Here is a 15419-nt window from a genome sequence, read left to right as displayed (position 1 = left end):
CTATTTGACCTGCGACGATGCCTATCGATATGTGGAGTCACATGACATCACCTGACAACACCTTACAAGTGGCGTAATCTCTCGACATGGAAAGACCCCGGCGAGGTTGTGCGACCTCCCGGGGCATGGCCAACAGCTTCGAAGGAGCTGACGACAGTGAGCATTATCCACGCGGTCCTGCGGTGGGCCCTGGGCGTACTCGTCCCCGGCACCGGGAGGCGCCGCCGGGCGGCCGCTTCCCGCGTCGCCGCGCTGCCCCTCGTAATTCCCCGGCGTCGGACCCGAGTGCTGCCGCAGGCGCTTCCGGCCACGCGATCCCCCTATGGTTTGCACGGACCGCTCGACGGAGCCGCCACCGCCATGGTCCGGCCCTACGTCATCGAGTCCGAGCGGGAACAGGCGTGCCAGTCCCGGCGGCGACTCGCCTTGGTGCTCGCGGCGGATTTCGGTATCGATCTCGATGAGCATGTGATCGGTGCGAAGGCGGTGGCGTGATGAGCATGTGTGAACCTCCCCGCCGCCCAGACCCGCCGCGGGCGCGCCGAGGTGACACCGTCAGGGACGCGGGAAGCGGGCGGATCGGGAAGGTGATGGGGTTCGTCGGTCCATACGTTCAACTCCGGCCGGTCGGCGGCGGCCGGGAGTGGGACGCCCGGCTGGAGGACCTCAGGCTGGCGACTCGGTCCGAGGCGCTGAGTGAAAGCGTCGCCAGGAGCAATGCGCGGTCGAGAGGGGAGACCTTGTAGCGGCGGGTCTGACGGTCATACGTGCGCAGCAGCACGCTCGGCTGCGGCTGGGGCGTGCTGCTGGCAGCCTGGCCCTCATGCAGAGGCTTGGCGGCGACGGGGGAAGCACGGGGAATCATCCGCTGCTGGACGTCAACCGGGTCGATGGCCCTCTCGCGGCCTACCTGTCCCGGACCGGCGACGTCTTCCGGGTGTTCGGGAAGCAGGACTCGGGGTGCGTGGCCTATGGAGTTCATCTGCCGGACCGCGATGAGCGGTGGTTCGTGAAGACGGCGGTCACTGCCGTGGGCCGACGGTCGCTGGAGCGGGCGTGGGGTTTCCACCGGGCCGTACGGCACCCGGTCATCGTCCCGCAGGTGCATCGGATTGCGTTGCCGCACGGGTCGGCCGTGGTCATGCCCTGGCTGGACGGGGAGGTGCTCTACGACCCCGCCGAGCGGGGCAGAGGAGACCGCACGAACCCAGACGGCCCGATGGCGCGCTTCCGCTCCCTCCCGCCGCACCGGATCGAGGCGGCCTTGGCCGGCGTCCTCGACGCGCATCTCGCCGTCGAGGCCGCCGGGTACGTCGCCGTGGATCTCTACGACGGGGCCCTGTTGTACGACTTCGCGGCGGGGAAAATGCGGCTGATCGACCTCGACGAGTACCGGCCGGGGCCCTTCGTGCTGGACGCCGAACGGCTACCGGGGTCCACCCGTTTCATGGCGCCGGAGGAGTATGAGCGCGGCGCGACGATCGACATCCGCACCACGGTCCACGCACTGGGCCGCACTGCCCGCCTGTTGTTGGACGCGGGGGACGAGGAACGTGCCTGGCGGGGCACGGCGGCTCAATTGGGCGTACTGGAGCAGGCCACGCACCCCGATCCCGGTGAACGCTTCGCGGGCGTGCAGGAATTCAGGGAAGCCTGGCTGAGCAGCTGAGGTCCTTCCGTCAGCTCGCCTCGCCCCCCACAAGATCAATGTCGGGGACGGTGCCCAGAACGTGAAGATGCCGGCCTCCTTTGCTGCCTTTGCTTGGTATCCCTTCGAAGAGGGCGGTATCCGACTCCATGCCTGTTTCGGCTTGGGTGCAGCTCAGGCTGAGCGACGGTCGCGACGGCGTGCTGGACGCACGTGGCATCGGCAGCTGATCTGAGGCTTTGGCCGTCCGTCGGCTGTGCCGGAGCAGTCACTCGGCCGAAGCCGCACCTTGCCTGATCGCGGCGATGGCGTCGTTTGCCCGGGGTGGTCATGTCTAGGCTGGCGGCGTGACGGTGGTGTGGGTGACGGGAAATTCAGGGACGGGTAAGTCCACGGTCTGCGGGATGCTGCGAGCGCGTGGTTACGTGGCGCTCGACGCCGACGAGGACGGCTTCAGTCGCTGGATCGACCGGGCCAAGGGTGAGGTCGTGACGCATCCTCCGTATCCAGTTCCCGAGGGCTGGCTCGATCGATACGGTTGGGCGATCGTCCGCGAGCGTGTTGAGACCCTCGTCGAGGAGTCTCGTTTCCGCATCGCGTTCTTGTGTGGGTCGGTGGAGAACGAGGCAGACGTCCGCGATCTTTTCGACGTCATCGTGTGCCTGGTGATCGACGAGGACACCCTTCGCCACCGGCTCGCGACCCGCACTACGAACGCATTCGGTCAACATCCCGAAGAGCTCGCAGCGGCTCTCCGGTGGAATCCTCGGATGCGAGCGATCTACGAAAGCCGTGGCGCGACGATCATCGATGCGTCGAAGCCGGTGACCGAGGTGGTGGACGGTGTCATCGACGCAGTTCAGGCGCTGAGAGGCGGTGCGTGAGTTGCGTGTTTCGCGCTTTCGGGAGGGGCGGGATTCCGCGCTCGGTCAGCCGCTTGAAGAGTGAAGGGATGATCTGTGACAGGAGGTCAGCGGCCGCGCAGTGCTCATCGACGGTGGTGCAGCGCACACGAACGAGCCCTCCGACCTGTTCCCAGATCGGAGGGCTCGTTGTTCAGGGTGAGTGACGGGACTCGAACCCGCGACATCCTGGACCACAACCAGGTGCTCTACCAGCTGAGCTACACCCACCATGACCGGCGGTTCATCCGAAGGTTTCACCGACCGGCCGAGAAAAAGTGTACAGGGTGTTCAGGGGTGCCCGTGCACGCGTTTCCGTGGGGGGCGGGACGGGGCTACAGGCCGGGCAGGACGTGCTTCGCGGCGATCGTGCGGGCCGTGTCCGAGTCGGGGCCGGGCTGCGGGACGAAGATCGCCTCGCGGTAGTAGCGGAGCTCGGCGATGGATTCGCGGATGTCGGCGAGGGCCCGGTGGTTGCCGTTCTTCTCCGGGCTGTTGAAGTACGCCCTCGGGTACCAGCGCCGGGCCAGCTCCTTGATCGAGGAGACGTCCACGATGCGGTAGTGCAGGTACTCCTCCAGCGTCGGCATGTCCCGCAGGAGGAAGCCCCGGTCCGTGCCGACCGAGTTGCCGCACAGCGGTGCCTTGCGCGGTTCCTTCACGTGTTCCCGTACGTACGCCAGGACCTGCTCCTCGGCGTCGGCGAGCGTCGTGCCGCCGGCCAGGGCGTCCAGCAGGCCGGACGCGGTGTGCATCTCGCGCACCACCTCCGGCATCGTCTCCAGCGCCGAGTCCGGCGGGCGGACGACGATGTCGACTCCGTCGCCGAGCACGTTCAGCTCGGAGTCGGTGACGAGGGCGGCCACCTCGATGAGCGCGTCGTCCGACAGCGAGAGGCCGGTCATCTCGCAGTCGATCCACACCATGCGATCGTTCATGTGTCTCACCTTACGGCCCGTGACAGCCGTACGGCCCGGTCCTGCACCAGGGTGATCACGACGTGATCAGGTGCGGGACCGGGCCGTACGGCATACGCCGGAGAGGGCTAGGGCGCGCTGCGCTGGCCCGGCAGGCGGCCCGTCGCGTACAGCTCCGGCTTCGCGCCCTCCGTGGACATGGACGCCGACGGCGCCAGGGCGCTCGCCGCGGCCGTGCGCCGCGCCTGCAGCGGCACCGGCGCGTGCTCCGGCGCCATCGGGGACGGCCCCGGGACGCCGTGCGGTCCGTCGTGGTGGTCGCCGGGCTTGTCGCCCTGCGGCCGCCGGGCCCGGTACGCCGCCCGGTACGCCGCCGGGGACGAACCCAGCTGCCTCCGGAAGTGCCCGCGCAGCGCCACCGGCGAACGGAAGCCGCACCGGCCCGCGACCTCGTCCACCGAGTAGTCCGATGTCTCCAGCAGACGCTGCGCCTGCAGTACGCGCTGAGTGATCAGCCACTGCAGGGGAGCGCTCCCGGTGAGCGAGCGGAACCGGCGGTCGAACGTACGACGGCTCATGTACGCCCGTGCCGCGAGCGTCTCCACGTCGAACTGCTCGTGGAGGTGCTCCAGCGCCCAGGCGACGACCTCGGCGAGCGGGTCGGCGCCGATCTCCTCGGGTAAAGATCGATCGAGGTAGCGCTCCTGGCCGCCCGATCGACGGGGTGGCACGACGAGACGCCGGGCCAGGGCCCCTGCCGCCTCGTTGCCGTGATCCGTCCGCACGATGTGCAGACAGAGATCGATTCCGGCCGCGGTACCGGCCGAGGTGAGTACGTCCCCGTCGTCCACGAAGAGCTCTCGTGGGTCGACGTGGACGGACGGATAGCGCTTGGCCAGCGTCGGCGCGTACATCCAGTGCGTCGTCGCGGGCCTGCCGTCCAGCAGGCCGGCCGCGGCCAGCACGAATGCGCCGGTGCACAGGCCGACGATGCGGGCCCCCTCTTCGTGCGCTCGGCGCAGTGCGTCGAGCGCCTCCTCCGGCGGCGGTGAGGTGATCGAACGCCATGCGGGCACGACCACCGTGCCCGCCCGCGCGATCGCCTCCAGGCCGTTCGGTGCGGTGAGTTCCAGGCCCCCTGTGGTCCGCAGCGGGCCTTCCTCGCCCGCGCACACCAACAAGCGGTAGCGCGGTACGCCGGCGTCCTGGCGGTCGATCCCGAACACCGACAGTGGTATGGAACTCTCGAAGATGGGACCGCCGCTGAACAGCAGCACCGCGACGATCTCCTTGCGGCGTCGCCCGGACAGCTTCCGGGCCGCGGCTTCCGGCGCGGCGGTGGAGTCGTGGCTCATACTGCTAAGCCCCCCTCGGTGGTCGCGGCTCCTCGGTTGTGTCGCTCCTGCACGTTTCCCCTTGGTCCTGCACGAGTCCCCCGCCGTAAGACAGTCATGATCGAATCTACTGTGTCCCGTGGTGCCGGCGTGACCAGATCGCCAACCGGCACATTGTCGACATGGCAACTTGGCGTAAAGCATTCGATCACGAAGCGTTGCACTCGTGGGCCGTGCAGGGAAGTGCGCCTTGTCCCAGTGGCCGGTCCGCGTAGGGTGCGCGAGGCCCCTGGACCCCTTTCAGTGCAGGTCGAACGGGGGGTGGAGGGGTGTTCGACCAAGGAACGCGCAGGTGGCCGAAGTTGGCTGAAAAGATACGGGGGTGTGCGCGGAAACCGGTCAGTCGACCGGCGTACTCGTGCCGGGGTTCCGTCCGCCCCCATGCGCCCCTGAGGTCGAGCGTCCGCGTAGGCCGCACGCGGAGGTGCGATCTTCGGCCATCGAACGGGGGGCGGTGGTGCGGGCCGCGCGGGCCGCACCGCGCTCGGACTGGCGGAGCAGGACGCGGCAGACGCCGGTGACCGCGGCGAGGCCGAGGGCCGCGCCCGTCGCACCGGCGAGCGAGGTGCCGTACCAGACGAGGACGACCGGGACGAGGACGCAGCTGAACGCCGCCCAGCGGACCACGTCCGTGGCGGTGTCGGCGGGGGCGGGGGAGGACGGCGGCGCCGGGATCGGGCCCTGGGGGGTGTCCTCGGGAGCGGCTTCGGCTTCGGGGGCGGGTGCAGGGGTGCGGGCGGACGGGGGCGCGGTGCTGCGGGGTGCTGTGCGGGGTGCGGTCCGGTGTGCTGTGCGGTGGGCGGGCACTGCGGGCTCCCTCCTGGCTCCCTCGGGGTCGGCTTACGGGGGTTCAACGCGTGTTCGACCCGTCGGTCACTGGTGCTGTCCGATCGGGTTGCCGACGGTGCCGCCCGCGCCCGGCCGCCGCCTTCCCGGCCAAACCGGCTGTACGTGGCAGCAACCATTGCGTTACGGGGCGGTGCTCGTGCATGCTCCCTGGAACCCCGCGCAGCCGGTGCGGGATCTGGGCGGAGGAGGCGTGCGGTCGTACCCTTGGGGGTATGGGGTTGGGAAGATGTTTCCCGGACACGGCTCCGCCGCGCACCGACGTCCCATCCACGTCGTCCCATCCACGAGGATCCGAACGCCGAGACACCCATGGCCGGTCACGAATTCTTCGACTCCGCGGACCGCAAGCGGCGGCCCGTCGCCGATCCCACGGCGGCAGAGCCCCTTGCGGCGGAAGAGGCGCGTCCTTCCTGCGACCCCGCCTTCAAGCACGGCGTCGTCGTCGGCTTCGACGGTTCGACGTCCAGTGAGCGTGCCCTCGCGTACGCCATCGGCATGGCCCGCCGCTCCGGTTCGGGCCTGATCATCGTGCACGTCGCCAACCGGCTGCCCACGACCGTGTGGGCCGGCTGCGAGCCCCCCGTCTTCGTCGACGTACCCGATCACCGGACCGAGGTCCTCGGGCTGGAGCTCGCCTGCGCCGACTATCTCGTCGAAGTGCCCTGGATACTCGTCGAGCGCGGTGGCGACATCTGCCACGAACTCGAAGAGGTGGGGCGGGAGTACGAGGCCGACGCGATCGTCGTCGGGTCGACGCACGGGATCGTCGGGCGGCTCTTCGGGTCTGTCGCCGGGCGGCTCGCCAAGCGGGCGCAACGGCCGGTCATCGTCATTCCCTGACGCGTTCGAGAACGCGCAAGTCTACTGACGCGTAGGGGTGTTTGTGGCCTTGTGAAGGGCATAACCCGCGTGATGCCGGACCGAGTGGTGTGACGGCCACGGTAGTTGGCAGCGGCGCCGGGATGTTGGGCGACCCCGGTGTCATGGAACGGACCCCCTTGTGATGGGTGGCATCACGTGGGGGTCCGTCTTCGTTGTGGGGCCTCTGCGGGTGAGTGGCGTTGCTCGCGCAGTTTCCCGCGCCCATGAATGCTCCGGGTGCGCCCCCTCGGGGAAGGGCTCCCTACTCCACCGTGACCGACTTGGCCAGGTTACGCGGCTTGTCGATGTCGCGGCCCAGGGCCAACGCCGTGTGGTAGGCGAGAAGTTGGAGAGGGATGCCCATCAGGATCGGGTCGAGCTCGTCCTCGTTCTTGGGGACGACGATCGTCTGGTCGGCCTTCTCCTGCTCCTGGTGGGCGACGGCGAGGATCTGGCCGCTGCGGGCCTTGATCTCCTCCAGGGCGGCGCGGTTCTTCTCCAGCAGGTCGTCGTCGGGGACGATGGCGACCGTCGGGAGGGCGGGCTCGATGAGCGCCAGCGGGCCGTGCTTGAGCTCGGAGGCGGGGTAGGCCTCCGCGTGGATGTAGGAGACCTCCTTGAGCTTCAGCGAGGCCTCACGGGCGACCGGGTAGCCCCGGACGCGGCCGATGAAGAGCATCGAGCGGGCCTCGGCGTACTGCTCGGCCAGCTTCTTGATCTCCTTCTCCTGCTCCAGCATCTCGGAGATCTGGGCGGGGAGCTTGCGCAGGCCCGCGATGATCCGCTTGCCGTCGCGGACGGAGAGGTCGCGGGTGCGGCCGAGGTGCAGTGCCAACAGGGCGAAGGCGACGGTGGTGTTGGTGAAGCACTTGGTGGAGACGACGCAGACCTCGGGGCCCGCGTGGACGTAGATGCCGCCGTCCGCCTCACGGGCGATCGCCGAACCGACGACGTTCACCACACCCAGCACCCGCGCGCCCTTGCGCTTCAGCTCCTGGACGGCTGCCAGCACGTCGTAGGTCTCGCCGGACTGGGAGACGGCGATGTAGAGGGTGTCGGGGTCGACGACCGCGTTGCGGTAGCGGAACTCGGAGGCCGGCTCGGCGTCCGCGGGGATACGGGCCAGCTCCTCGATCATCTGGGCGCCGATCATGCCCGCGTGGTACGAGGTGCCGCAGCCGAGGATCTTGACGCGGCGGATCTGGCGCGCCTCGCGGGCGTCCAGGTTGAGGCCGCCGAGGTGCACGGTGGAGAAGCGGTCGTCGATGCGGCCGCGCAGCACGCGGTCCACGGCGTCGGCCTGCTCGTGGATCTCCTTGTGCATGTAGGTGTCGTGGCCGCCCATGTCGTACGAGGCGGCCTCCCACTCCACGGTGGTGGGCTCGGCCGTGGTGCGGGTGCCCTCCGTGGTGTAGGTGCGGAAGTCGTCGGCCTTGAGGGTGGCCATCTCGCCGTCGTCGAGGGTGACGATCTGGCGGGTGTGGGCGACCAGAGCGGCTATGTCCGAGGCGACGAACATCTCCTTCTCGCCGATGCCGAGCACGACGGGGGAGCCGTTGCGGGCGACGACGATCCGGTCGTTGAAGTCGGCGTGCATGACGGCGATGCCGTAGGTGCCCTCGACGATCCGCACCGCCTGGCGGACCTTCTCCTCCAGGGTGGTGGCCTGGGAGCGGGCGATGAGGTGGGTGAGGACCTCGGTGTCGGTCTCGGAGAGGAACTCGACGCCGTCCGCCTCCAGCTTCCTGCGCAGGTCGGAGGCGTTGTCGATGATGCCGTTGTGGACGACGGCGACCTTGTTGTCGGTCGACATGTGCGGGTGGGCGTTCACGTCGGACGGGGCGCCGTGGGTGGCCCAGCGGGTGTGGGCGATGCCGGTGGTGCCCTTGAAGCGCGCGGGGACCTTGGCCTCCAGGTCACGGACCCGGCCCTTGGCCTTGACCATCTTCAGGCCGGCCGTCTTGGGCGAGGTGACGACTATGCCCGCGGAGTCGTAGCCCCGGTACTCCAGGCGCTGCAGGCCCTCCAGGAGCAGCGGCGCCACATCGCGCTTGCCGATGTAACCGACAATCCCGCACATATATACGTATCCCCTAGCCGTAGACGATGCGGCGCAGCTGCCTGAGCGTGAGCTCCGGTGGTGCGACCGCCCGGTATTTCAGGTCCGCCTCGATCTGTTCGAAGATCGTCGCGTTGACCAGGCCCTGGGCCTGGAGCTCGCGGTGGCGGCGACGGACGTACTCCTCGGTCGTCTCGTCGAAGTAGGCGAGCACGTCCTGGATCACACGCAGCGCCTCGCCCCGGTTGAGGGGCGAGGATCGCGTCAGGTGATCAACGAGTTCGTCGTGCACTCGGTAGATCCTGGGGCACCAGAGAGTGATGTGCAAGAAATCTGCCCGAAATCGGGCAGGGGTGTGTTGAATCTCCTTGGGGAAACATTGGATCTGTCATGAGGGCCTGTTCGTGAGCTGTCCATCCGGCGTCCGACAGCCCGTCGCCTGAGGCGACGACTTTCGGACGCCATGGACATTCCTCGCATGGGCGTACCCGAGCGGCTGGCCGAGCGCATGAGCATGGCCGAGCAGCACGAGTACCTGCGCTCCAGGTTCTCCCGCCGCTCGATCGTCAGAGGTGGCGCGGTCACGCTCGGCGCCGTCGCGGGCGGCGCGTTCGTCCCGGCCGCGCACGCCGCCTCCCCGGCCTCGGCTCCGGCCGCCCCTCGTACCGCCGTTCCGACCCTGGCGGGCCGGGGCGCCGAGCGCGTCGACGGCTCCCTCGTCGCCCCCTTCGGCCGCCACCTGGCCTTCGGCGCCGACCCGCGCACCGAGATCACCGTCTCGTGGCAGGTCCCGGTCGCCGTCCGAAAGCCGTTCATCCGGATCGGCGCCCACCCCCAGGACCTCTCCCGTCGTATCGACGCCGAGGTCCGCACCCTCTTCACGCCGGCCGGTGTCGGCGCGAGCGGCGACCACACGCAGTACTACGTGCACGCGAAGCTCACCCACCTCAAGCCCGGCCGCACCTACTACTACGGCGTCGGCCACGCCGGCTTCGACCCGGCCGAGCCGCACCTGCTGGGCACCCTGGGCACCTTCACCACGGCCCCCGCGCACAAGGCGCCCTTCACCTTCACGGCCTTCGGCGACGAGGGTGTGGGCTACCACGGCCTCGCCAACAACAGCCTGCTGCTCGGTCAGAACCCGGCGTTCCACCTGCACGCCGGCGACATCGCCTACGCCGACCCGGCGGGCCAGGGCAAGGCCGCCGACAACGGCTTCGACTCCCGGGTGTGGGACCAGTTCCTGGCGCAGACCGAGTCCGTCGCCAAGTCCGTGCCGTGGATGCCGGCCTACGGCAACCACGACATGGAGGCCTGGTACTCGCCGAACGGCTACGGCGGCGAGGAGGCCCGCTGGAACCTGCCCGACAACGGCCCCGACAGCAAGAACCTGCCGGGCGTCTACTCCTTCGTCTACGGCAACACGGCCGTCATCTCGCTCGACGCCAACGACATCTCGTACGAGATCCCGGCCAACCTCGGCCTCTCCGGCGGTACCCAGACCAAGTGGCTGGAGGCCCGGCTCAAGAAGTTCCGCGCCTCCCGTGACATCGACTTCGTCGTGGTCTTCTTCCACCACTGCGCGTACTGCACCTCCGCGGCGCACGCCTCGGAAGGCGGCGTGCGACAGGAGTGGGTGCCGCTGTTCGAGAAGTACTCGGTGGACCTCGTCATCAACGGCCACAACCACCAGTACGAGCGCACCGACGTCATCAAGGGCGGCGAGGTCGCCAAGAAGCTGCCGATCGGCGGCACGGCCTACCCGGAGAGCGAGGGCGTGGTGTACGTCACGGCGGGCGCGGCCGGTCGCAGCCTCTACTCCTTCACCGCCCCGCTGTCGTACGAGGGGCACGAGAACGAGGTCGAGTCGGTCTCCTCGTACCTCAACGTGCAGGGCGGCAAGCAGAACGAGACCGTCACCTGGTCGCGGGTGCGGTACCTCGACTACTCCTTCCTGCGGGTGGACGTGCGGCCCGCGCCGAAGGGGCACCACGCCACGCTGACCGTGCGCGGGATCGCGGAGACCGGTGACCAGGTCGACCACTTCACGGTGGCCCGCAGGGCGAAATGACCGGCGGCTCACATCACTTACCCGGCTGATCGTCGCGGGCGGTCCTCACGCGCGTCACAGGCGTCTGAGGACCGCCTGCTTGGCCAGGGTGAACTCCTCGTCCGTGAGCACTCCGGACCGGTGGAGGTCGCCCAGTTCACGCAGGCGGCGCAGCAGGGCGTCGTGGTCCTCCTCGGGGGCGGGCCGGTCCGAAGGCGGGGACGGGGTCAGCTGTTTCGGTGCCGGGGCCGCCGGGTGCGGGAGCCGCGCCTGCACGGCCGCCGCGACCAGGGCCATCAACGGGTCCTTCTTGAAGCCCCACAGCTCCACGGAGTTGGGGTCGTACTTGGGCGGGGCCTTGGTGGGAGCGTTCCGCACGGTGAAGCGGAGGTGGCCGTTCTCCAGGCCGACCGAGGGGTGCCACTCGACGCCCGCTATGTCCGCCAGGGCGAGCGTGCGTGCCCCGGCGGCGGCCTTGGCGTCCTCCGTCTTCCAGTTCCACTCCAGCCGTACGTGCTCGCCGTCGAAGCTCGCGGTGCCGTCCCCGGCGGAGACGGAGAGCGGGACGGCCGGACCGGCGAGGAGGTAGGAGTCGACAGCGTCGGTCGGAACCTCGTCCAGGAGCAGCGCGCCCCGGATCTCGTGCACGAAGTACTCGGCGACGCCGTACCGGTCGGCGTCGACGCTCAGCTGGTACGGGTCGTTGGTGTCGGTGAGCCGTCCGCCGGTCGCCTGGAGGAGCGGGTCGGAGCCGTCGCGCAGCCGTAGCCGCAGCCGCCCGGACCTCCTGCCCTGCTCGAAGGAGATGCCCGCCAACGCGCCCAGCGGGACGGTTAGTTCACCGAGGGTCTTGCGGAGCAGGCTCACGCTCTTGTCGCGGCCGGGGGCCAGCCGCAGTGTGTCGCCGTCGAAGGTCCACGTGCCGTCCCGCTGGAGGATTTCCGCCATGCGGGGATTCTTTCACCGGCCGCGGGGGGAGGTGGTCTAGACCTGGAGGGGGTGGAGGGGCGATGGTGGGGAGCGCACCGTTCGATACGTGGAGGGAGCTCGTCGTGAGATCGCACCACAGATCGACCCGCCTTCTCGGCTCGCTGCTGCTGGTGGTGGCGGCCGGGATCTTCGCCGTGGGAGCCGCACCCGTGTCCGAGAACGCCCCTGCCGACGCCGCCCCGGTCCCGCTCGGGCAGGTGGTCCCGGCGCCCGCCTCGGTCCGGGCCGACGGATCGCCGTACCGGCTGACGAGCGGTACGCGCATCGTCGTGGACGGTGGGCCCGAGGCCCGTCGGGTGGGGGAGTACCTCGCCGGGATCCTGCGGCCCTCGACGGGGTACCGGCTGCCGGTCACCGAACGTCAGGAGGCCGGAATCCGTCTCCGGTTGGCCCCGGGGGAGACGGGTCTCGGCCAGGAGGGCTACCGGCTGCGGAGCGGGAGGTCCGGCGTCACCCTCACCGCCCGCGCGCCCGCCGGGCTGTTCCACGCCGTCCAGACCCTGCGCCAACTGCTGCCCGCCGCCGTCGAGGAGGACTCCGTGCGGCCGGGCCCCTGGCTGATCGCGGGCGGCACGATCGAGGACACCCCGCGCTACGGCTGGCGCGGCGCGATGCTGGACGTCTCCCGTCACTTCTTCACCGTCGACCAGGTCAAGCGCTACATCGACCAGTTGGCGCTCTACAAGTTCAACAAGCTGCATCTGCACCTCTCCGACGACCAGGGCTGGCGCATCGCGATCGACTCCTGGCCGCGTCTCGCCTCGTACGGCGGCTCCACACAGGTCGGCGGCGGCCCCGGCGGCCACTACAGCAAGGCCGACTACCGCGAGATCGTCCGCCACGCGGCCTCGCGCCACCTCGAAGTCGTCCCCGAGATCGACATGCCGGGCCACACCAACGCGGCGCTCGCCTCCTACGCCGAACTGAACTGCGACGGCGTCGCGCCCCCGCTCTACACCGGCACCGAGGTCGGCTTCAGCTCCCTGTGCGTCGACAAGGAGGTCACGTACGACTTCGTCGACGACGTCGTACGGGAGCTGGCCGCGCTGACCCCGGGGCGGTATCTGCACATCGGCGGGGACGAGGCGCACTCCACCAGCCACGAGGACTATGTGAAGTTCATGGACCGGGTGCAGCCGGTCGTCGAGCGGTACGGGAAGACCGTGGTCGGCTGGCACCAGTTGACCGGGGCGACGCCGGCGCGCGGCGCGCTCGCGCAGTACTGGGGGCTGGACGGTACGGAGGCCGCGGAGAAGGAGCAGGTCGCGGCCGCCGCGCGGAACGGGACCGGCATCGTTCTCTCGCCCGCCGACCGGATCTACCTCGACATGAAGTACGACAAGGACACTCCGCTGGGACTCGACTGGGCCGGGTACGTGGATGTGCGGCGGTCGTACGACTGGGATCCGGGGAGCTATCTGCAGGGGGTGCAGGCGGCGGCCCTGCGGGGCGTCGAGGCGCCGTTGTGGACCGAGACGATCGTGACCCCGGCCGACATGGACCTCATGGTGTTCCCGAGGCTGCCGGGGGTCGCCGAGTTGGGGTGGTCGCCCGCGTCCGCGCTCGACTGGGACGGGTACCGGGGCCGACTGGCCGCGCAGGGGCCGCGGTGGGACGCGCTCGGGATCGGGTACTTCCGGGCGCCACAGGTGCCGTGGCCCGCGCGGTAGGTCACGGGGTGTTCTTCCGGTGCCCCGTATGGGTGGGATGCGACGTCCAGGGCCCGGCGCTAGCATGAAATGAAAGGGCCGCGCGAGCCCAGTGACCGGTGGCCGGATGCCGAATTCCCGCGACGTCGCCTGGCGTTCCTCGTGTTCCTCGCGTTCTTCGCGTTTCTCGCATTCCTCGTGTTCTTCGCACGCCTTCGTGCCGCACCGTTTCCTGGGCCCGCGCACCGCGGAAAAGGAGATGGGGCACGATGGGCCAGACGGACACCCTCATCGCCATCGAGAAGACCGAAGTGGGATACCGCGAAGGTTTCTCGAACGGCCGCTACAACAACCGTCAGAAGTTTTCCCCCGCAGTTCCCGGACTGGAATGGTCGCAGAACCAGGCCTGGTGCCAGACCTTCCAGTCCTGGGCCTTCCAGCAGGCCGGTGTGAAGAGCCTGGCTCCGGTGACCGCCTCGTGCATCGCGGCGGTCGACTGGTACAAGAGCCGAGGCAGGTTCTCGTACTATCCCGCGATCGGGGCGATGGTGTTCTTCGGTTCTTCGGGCGGGCAGCACGTCGGGCTCGTCCACAAGTACGACGCGGACTACACGTACACCATCGAGGGGAACACCAACGCCAACGGTTCGGCCGAGGGCAACGGGGTGTACCTCAAAAAGCGTGCCCGCCGGGACGCCTATCTCTATGGATACGGGCTGCCGCAATTCGAGGAGGGCGTCGTCACGGCCGATCCGGGGCTGAAGAACAAACCCGGATTCACGTACATGGCCACCGCCGTCTCCCGTGAGTCCGACGGCCTTTCCGAGGCGGAGGCCGAGGCCGAGGAGGCGCTGCCCTGGGTCTCCACGCACCAGATCACCTGGGCGGCCACCCACCCCACGGCCGAGGACCAGGTCGCGGGCAACGGCCACGGCACGACGGCGGACGACGTCGCCCTCGTCCAGGACGCGTTGGAGAAGGTCATGGGCGTAGCCCCGGACGACCCGCGCTCCGTGTTCGAGGCGGAGACCCAGGAACTCTTCGAGCGGTTCCGCACGGAGAAACTGGGCCACTACGGGCCGGACGGCCACGGCGTTCCCCAGGCCGGGGAACTGGCCGAACTGGGCAGGCGGTCGGACCTGTTCAACGTCCGGGCCGGCTCCTCCCCGGCCGCGGAGCAGCCCTGGGTCAGCCTGAACCAGGTGGTCTGGGCCTCGACGCACAGTGCCGAGGAGGAACGGACGCAGCCGGGCGGGGAGGCAAGCACGAAGGCCGATGTGGCTCTGGTGCAGGACGGGCTGGAGAAGGTCATGCACACCGTCGCGGCCGACGAGCGAGGGCTCTTCGAGACCGGGACCCAGGCCCTCTACGACGAGTTCCGCCGGACGGTGCTGCACTTCTCCGGCAGTGACGCCGTCGGCACGCCGGGCATGCAGTCGCTGACGGAACTCGGGCAGCGGGCCGGGCTGTTCCGGGTGCGTGCCGCGTTCCCGTCGGGCGGGCCGTCGAGCGGGGGCGGTGTCGAGGGCCTGGGGCAGATCGACCCGAAACAGGTGACGTTCCACCGCTTCACAGGCGACGGCACGCTGGAGGAGTGGATCGACCAGGCGGCCACGGCGGCCGGAGTCCAGGCGAGCCCCTACTGGGTGAAGGGCTTCAGGACGGCTGTCGCGCGCGAGTCGTCGGGCAACCCCAACGCCTGCAATCTGTGGGACTCCAACGCCAGGACCCCTGCCGGCTTCAGCAAGGTCAAGGACTTCGGGGACGGCTACCGCAACACCGGGGGAATCGTGCGGCTGAACGGCGCGCTCACGCATTTCCAGTGCTCCCGGGGCATCGTGCAGTGCATCCCGCAGACCTTCGCCCAGCGCCACGCCCCCGGTACCTCGGTGAACATCTACGACCCGGTGGCGTGCATCGCCGCCGCGATGCGGTACGTCCGCAGCCGGTACGGCGTCACCGCCGACGGGGCCAATCTCGCCAAGCGGGTCCAGCAGTTCGACCCCACCAGACCTCCCCGCGGATACTGACGGCGAGGCCCGCCCCGTACGACGAGCAGGGGAAAGACGACGGGCACCTCGGAGGACCGTACTCCGAGGT

14 protein-coding genes and 1 tRNA gene are annotated in these 15419 nt (G+C 69.5%); 8 read left to right on the top strand and 7 right to left on the bottom strand.

Going from position 1 to position 15419, the window contains the following annotated elements; all coding sequences use genetic code 11:
* Positions 1–156: 156 nt before the first annotated feature.
* The 4 genes from GWK25_RS35835 to GWK25_RS35825 all read left to right on the top strand — a co-directional run bounded on the left by GWK25_RS35835 (position 157) and on the right by GWK25_RS35825 (position 2532).
* Entirely contained in the window at positions 157–495 is a 339-nt protein-coding gene (locus GWK25_RS35835) for a hypothetical protein (RefSeq protein ID WP_215455657.1), read from the top strand.
* Between the two features lie 5 nt (positions 496–500).
* Positions 501–746, top strand: coding sequence for a hypothetical protein (locus GWK25_RS44910; RefSeq protein WP_374200710.1), 246 nt, complete (start codon positions 501–503; stop codon positions 744–746).
* Positions 747–823: 77 nt separating this feature from the next.
* Entirely contained in the window at positions 824–1669 is an 846-nt protein-coding gene (locus GWK25_RS35830; RefSeq protein ID WP_215455656.1) for a serine/threonine protein kinase, read from the top strand.
* A 326-nt stretch (positions 1670–1995) separates the two neighbouring features.
* Entirely contained in the window at positions 1996–2532 is a 537-nt protein-coding gene (locus GWK25_RS35825) for a dephospho-CoA kinase (protein WP_215455655.1), read from the top strand.
* A 176-nt stretch (positions 2533–2708) separates the two neighbouring features.
* Here the strand turns inward: GWK25_RS35825 and GWK25_RS35820 are convergent.
* The 4 genes from GWK25_RS35820 to GWK25_RS35805 form a co-directional block, all read right to left on the bottom strand.
* Positions 2709–2781 (bottom strand) — tRNA-His (locus GWK25_RS35820).
* A 104-nt stretch (positions 2782–2885) separates the two neighbouring features.
* Positions 2886–3488 carry an oligoribonuclease gene (gene orn / locus GWK25_RS35815; protein WP_215455654.1) on the bottom strand — a complete coding sequence of 201 codons (603 nt, stop codon included), beginning with the start codon at positions 3486–3488 and terminating at the stop codon, positions 2886–2888.
* Positions 3489–3595: 107 nt separating this feature from the next.
* Positions 3596–4822 carry a helix-turn-helix domain-containing protein gene (locus GWK25_RS35810; protein WP_215455653.1) on the bottom strand — a complete coding sequence of 409 codons (1227 nt, stop codon included), beginning with the start codon at positions 4820–4822 and terminating at the stop codon, positions 3596–3598.
* A 378-nt stretch (positions 4823–5200) separates the two neighbouring features.
* Positions 5201–5536, bottom strand: a complete 336-nt coding sequence (locus GWK25_RS35805) for a hypothetical protein (protein ID WP_215457835.1) — start codon at positions 5534–5536, stop codon at positions 5201–5203.
* Between the two features lie 483 nt (positions 5537–6019).
* On the opposite strand from GWK25_RS35805, the gene GWK25_RS35800 reads away from it, so the two are divergent.
* Positions 6020–6550, top strand: coding sequence for a universal stress protein (locus GWK25_RS35800; protein ID WP_215455652.1), 531 nt, complete (start codon positions 6020–6022; stop codon positions 6548–6550).
* Between the two features lie 283 nt (positions 6551–6833).
* On the opposite strand, the gene glmS is transcribed toward GWK25_RS35800, so the two are convergent.
* A complete protein-coding gene (gene glmS, locus GWK25_RS35795) occupies positions 6834–8651 on the bottom strand; it encodes a glutamine--fructose-6-phosphate transaminase (isomerizing) (protein ID WP_215455651.1) in 1818 nt (605 codons plus the stop codon).
* A 13-nt stretch (positions 8652–8664) separates the two neighbouring features.
* Positions 8665–8922 (bottom strand): hypothetical protein, encoded by a 258-nt coding sequence (locus GWK25_RS35790; protein WP_215455650.1) that lies wholly within the window; start codon positions 8920–8922, stop codon positions 8665–8667.
* Positions 8923–9108: 186 nt separating this feature from the next.
* On the opposite strand from GWK25_RS35790, the gene GWK25_RS35785 reads away from it, so the two are divergent.
* On the top strand, positions 9109–10701 hold the full coding sequence (locus tag GWK25_RS35785; protein ID WP_215455649.1) for a metallophosphoesterase family protein: 1593 nt from the start codon (positions 9109–9111) through the stop codon (positions 10699–10701).
* A gap of 54 nt (positions 10702–10755) precedes the next feature.
* On the opposite strand, the gene GWK25_RS35780 is transcribed toward GWK25_RS35785, so the two are convergent.
* Positions 10756–11628: a DUF4429 domain-containing protein gene (locus GWK25_RS35780; protein WP_215455648.1), complete on the bottom strand. Its 873-nt coding sequence runs from the start codon at positions 11626–11628 to the stop codon at positions 10756–10758.
* A gap of 104 nt (positions 11629–11732) precedes the next feature.
* Between GWK25_RS35780 and GWK25_RS35775 the strand changes: the two genes are divergently transcribed.
* Both GWK25_RS35775 and GWK25_RS35770 read left to right on the top strand, forming a co-directional pair.
* Positions 11733–13340 carry a beta-N-acetylhexosaminidase gene (locus tag GWK25_RS35775; RefSeq protein WP_308404400.1) on the top strand — a complete coding sequence of 536 codons (1608 nt, stop codon included), beginning with the start codon at positions 11733–11735 and terminating at the stop codon, positions 13338–13340.
* A 248-nt stretch (positions 13341–13588) separates the two neighbouring features.
* Positions 13589–15349, top strand: a complete 1761-nt coding sequence (locus GWK25_RS35770; protein ID WP_215455646.1) for a hypothetical protein — start codon at positions 13589–13591, stop codon at positions 15347–15349.
* Positions 15350–15419: the final 70 nt, after the last annotated feature.

Origin of the sequence: Streptomyces sp. ATCC 21386 (assembly GCF_018728545.1) — a bacterium.
Classification (GTDB): domain Bacteria; phylum Actinomycetota; class Actinomycetes; order Streptomycetales; family Streptomycetaceae; genus Streptomyces.
This window is presented reverse-complemented; position numbering and strand designations above follow the sequence as displayed.

Coding starts and splice junctions, on each gene's coding strand:
- GWK25_RS35800 (WP_215455652.1), top strand. CDS start 6,020: ATGGCCGGTCACGAATTCTTCGACTCCGCGGACCGCAAGCGGCGGCCC.
- GWK25_RS35830 (WP_215455656.1), top strand. CDS start 824: ATGCAGAGGCTTGGCGGCGACGGGGGAAGCACGGGGAATCATCCGCTG.
- glmS (WP_215455651.1), bottom strand. CDS start 8,651: ATGTGCGGGATTGTCGGTTACATCGGCAAGCGCGATGTGGCGCCGCTG.
- orn (WP_215455654.1), bottom strand. CDS start 3,488: ATGAACGATCGCATGGTGTGGATCGACTGCGAGATGACCGGCCTCTCG.
- GWK25_RS35810 (WP_215455653.1), bottom strand. CDS start 4,822: ATGAGCCACGACTCCACCGCCGCGCCGGAAGCCGCGGCCCGGAAGCTG.
- GWK25_RS35780 (WP_215455648.1), bottom strand. CDS start 11,628: ATGGCGGAAATCCTCCAGCGGGACGGCACGTGGACCTTCGACGGCGAC.
- GWK25_RS44910 (WP_374200710.1), top strand. CDS start 501: ATGTGTGAACCTCCCCGCCGCCCAGACCCGCCGCGGGCGCGCCGAGGT.
- GWK25_RS35770 (WP_215455646.1), top strand. CDS start 13,589: ATGGGCCAGACGGACACCCTCATCGCCATCGAGAAGACCGAAGTGGGA.
- GWK25_RS35785 (WP_215455649.1), top strand. CDS start 9,109: ATGGGCGTACCCGAGCGGCTGGCCGAGCGCATGAGCATGGCCGAGCAG.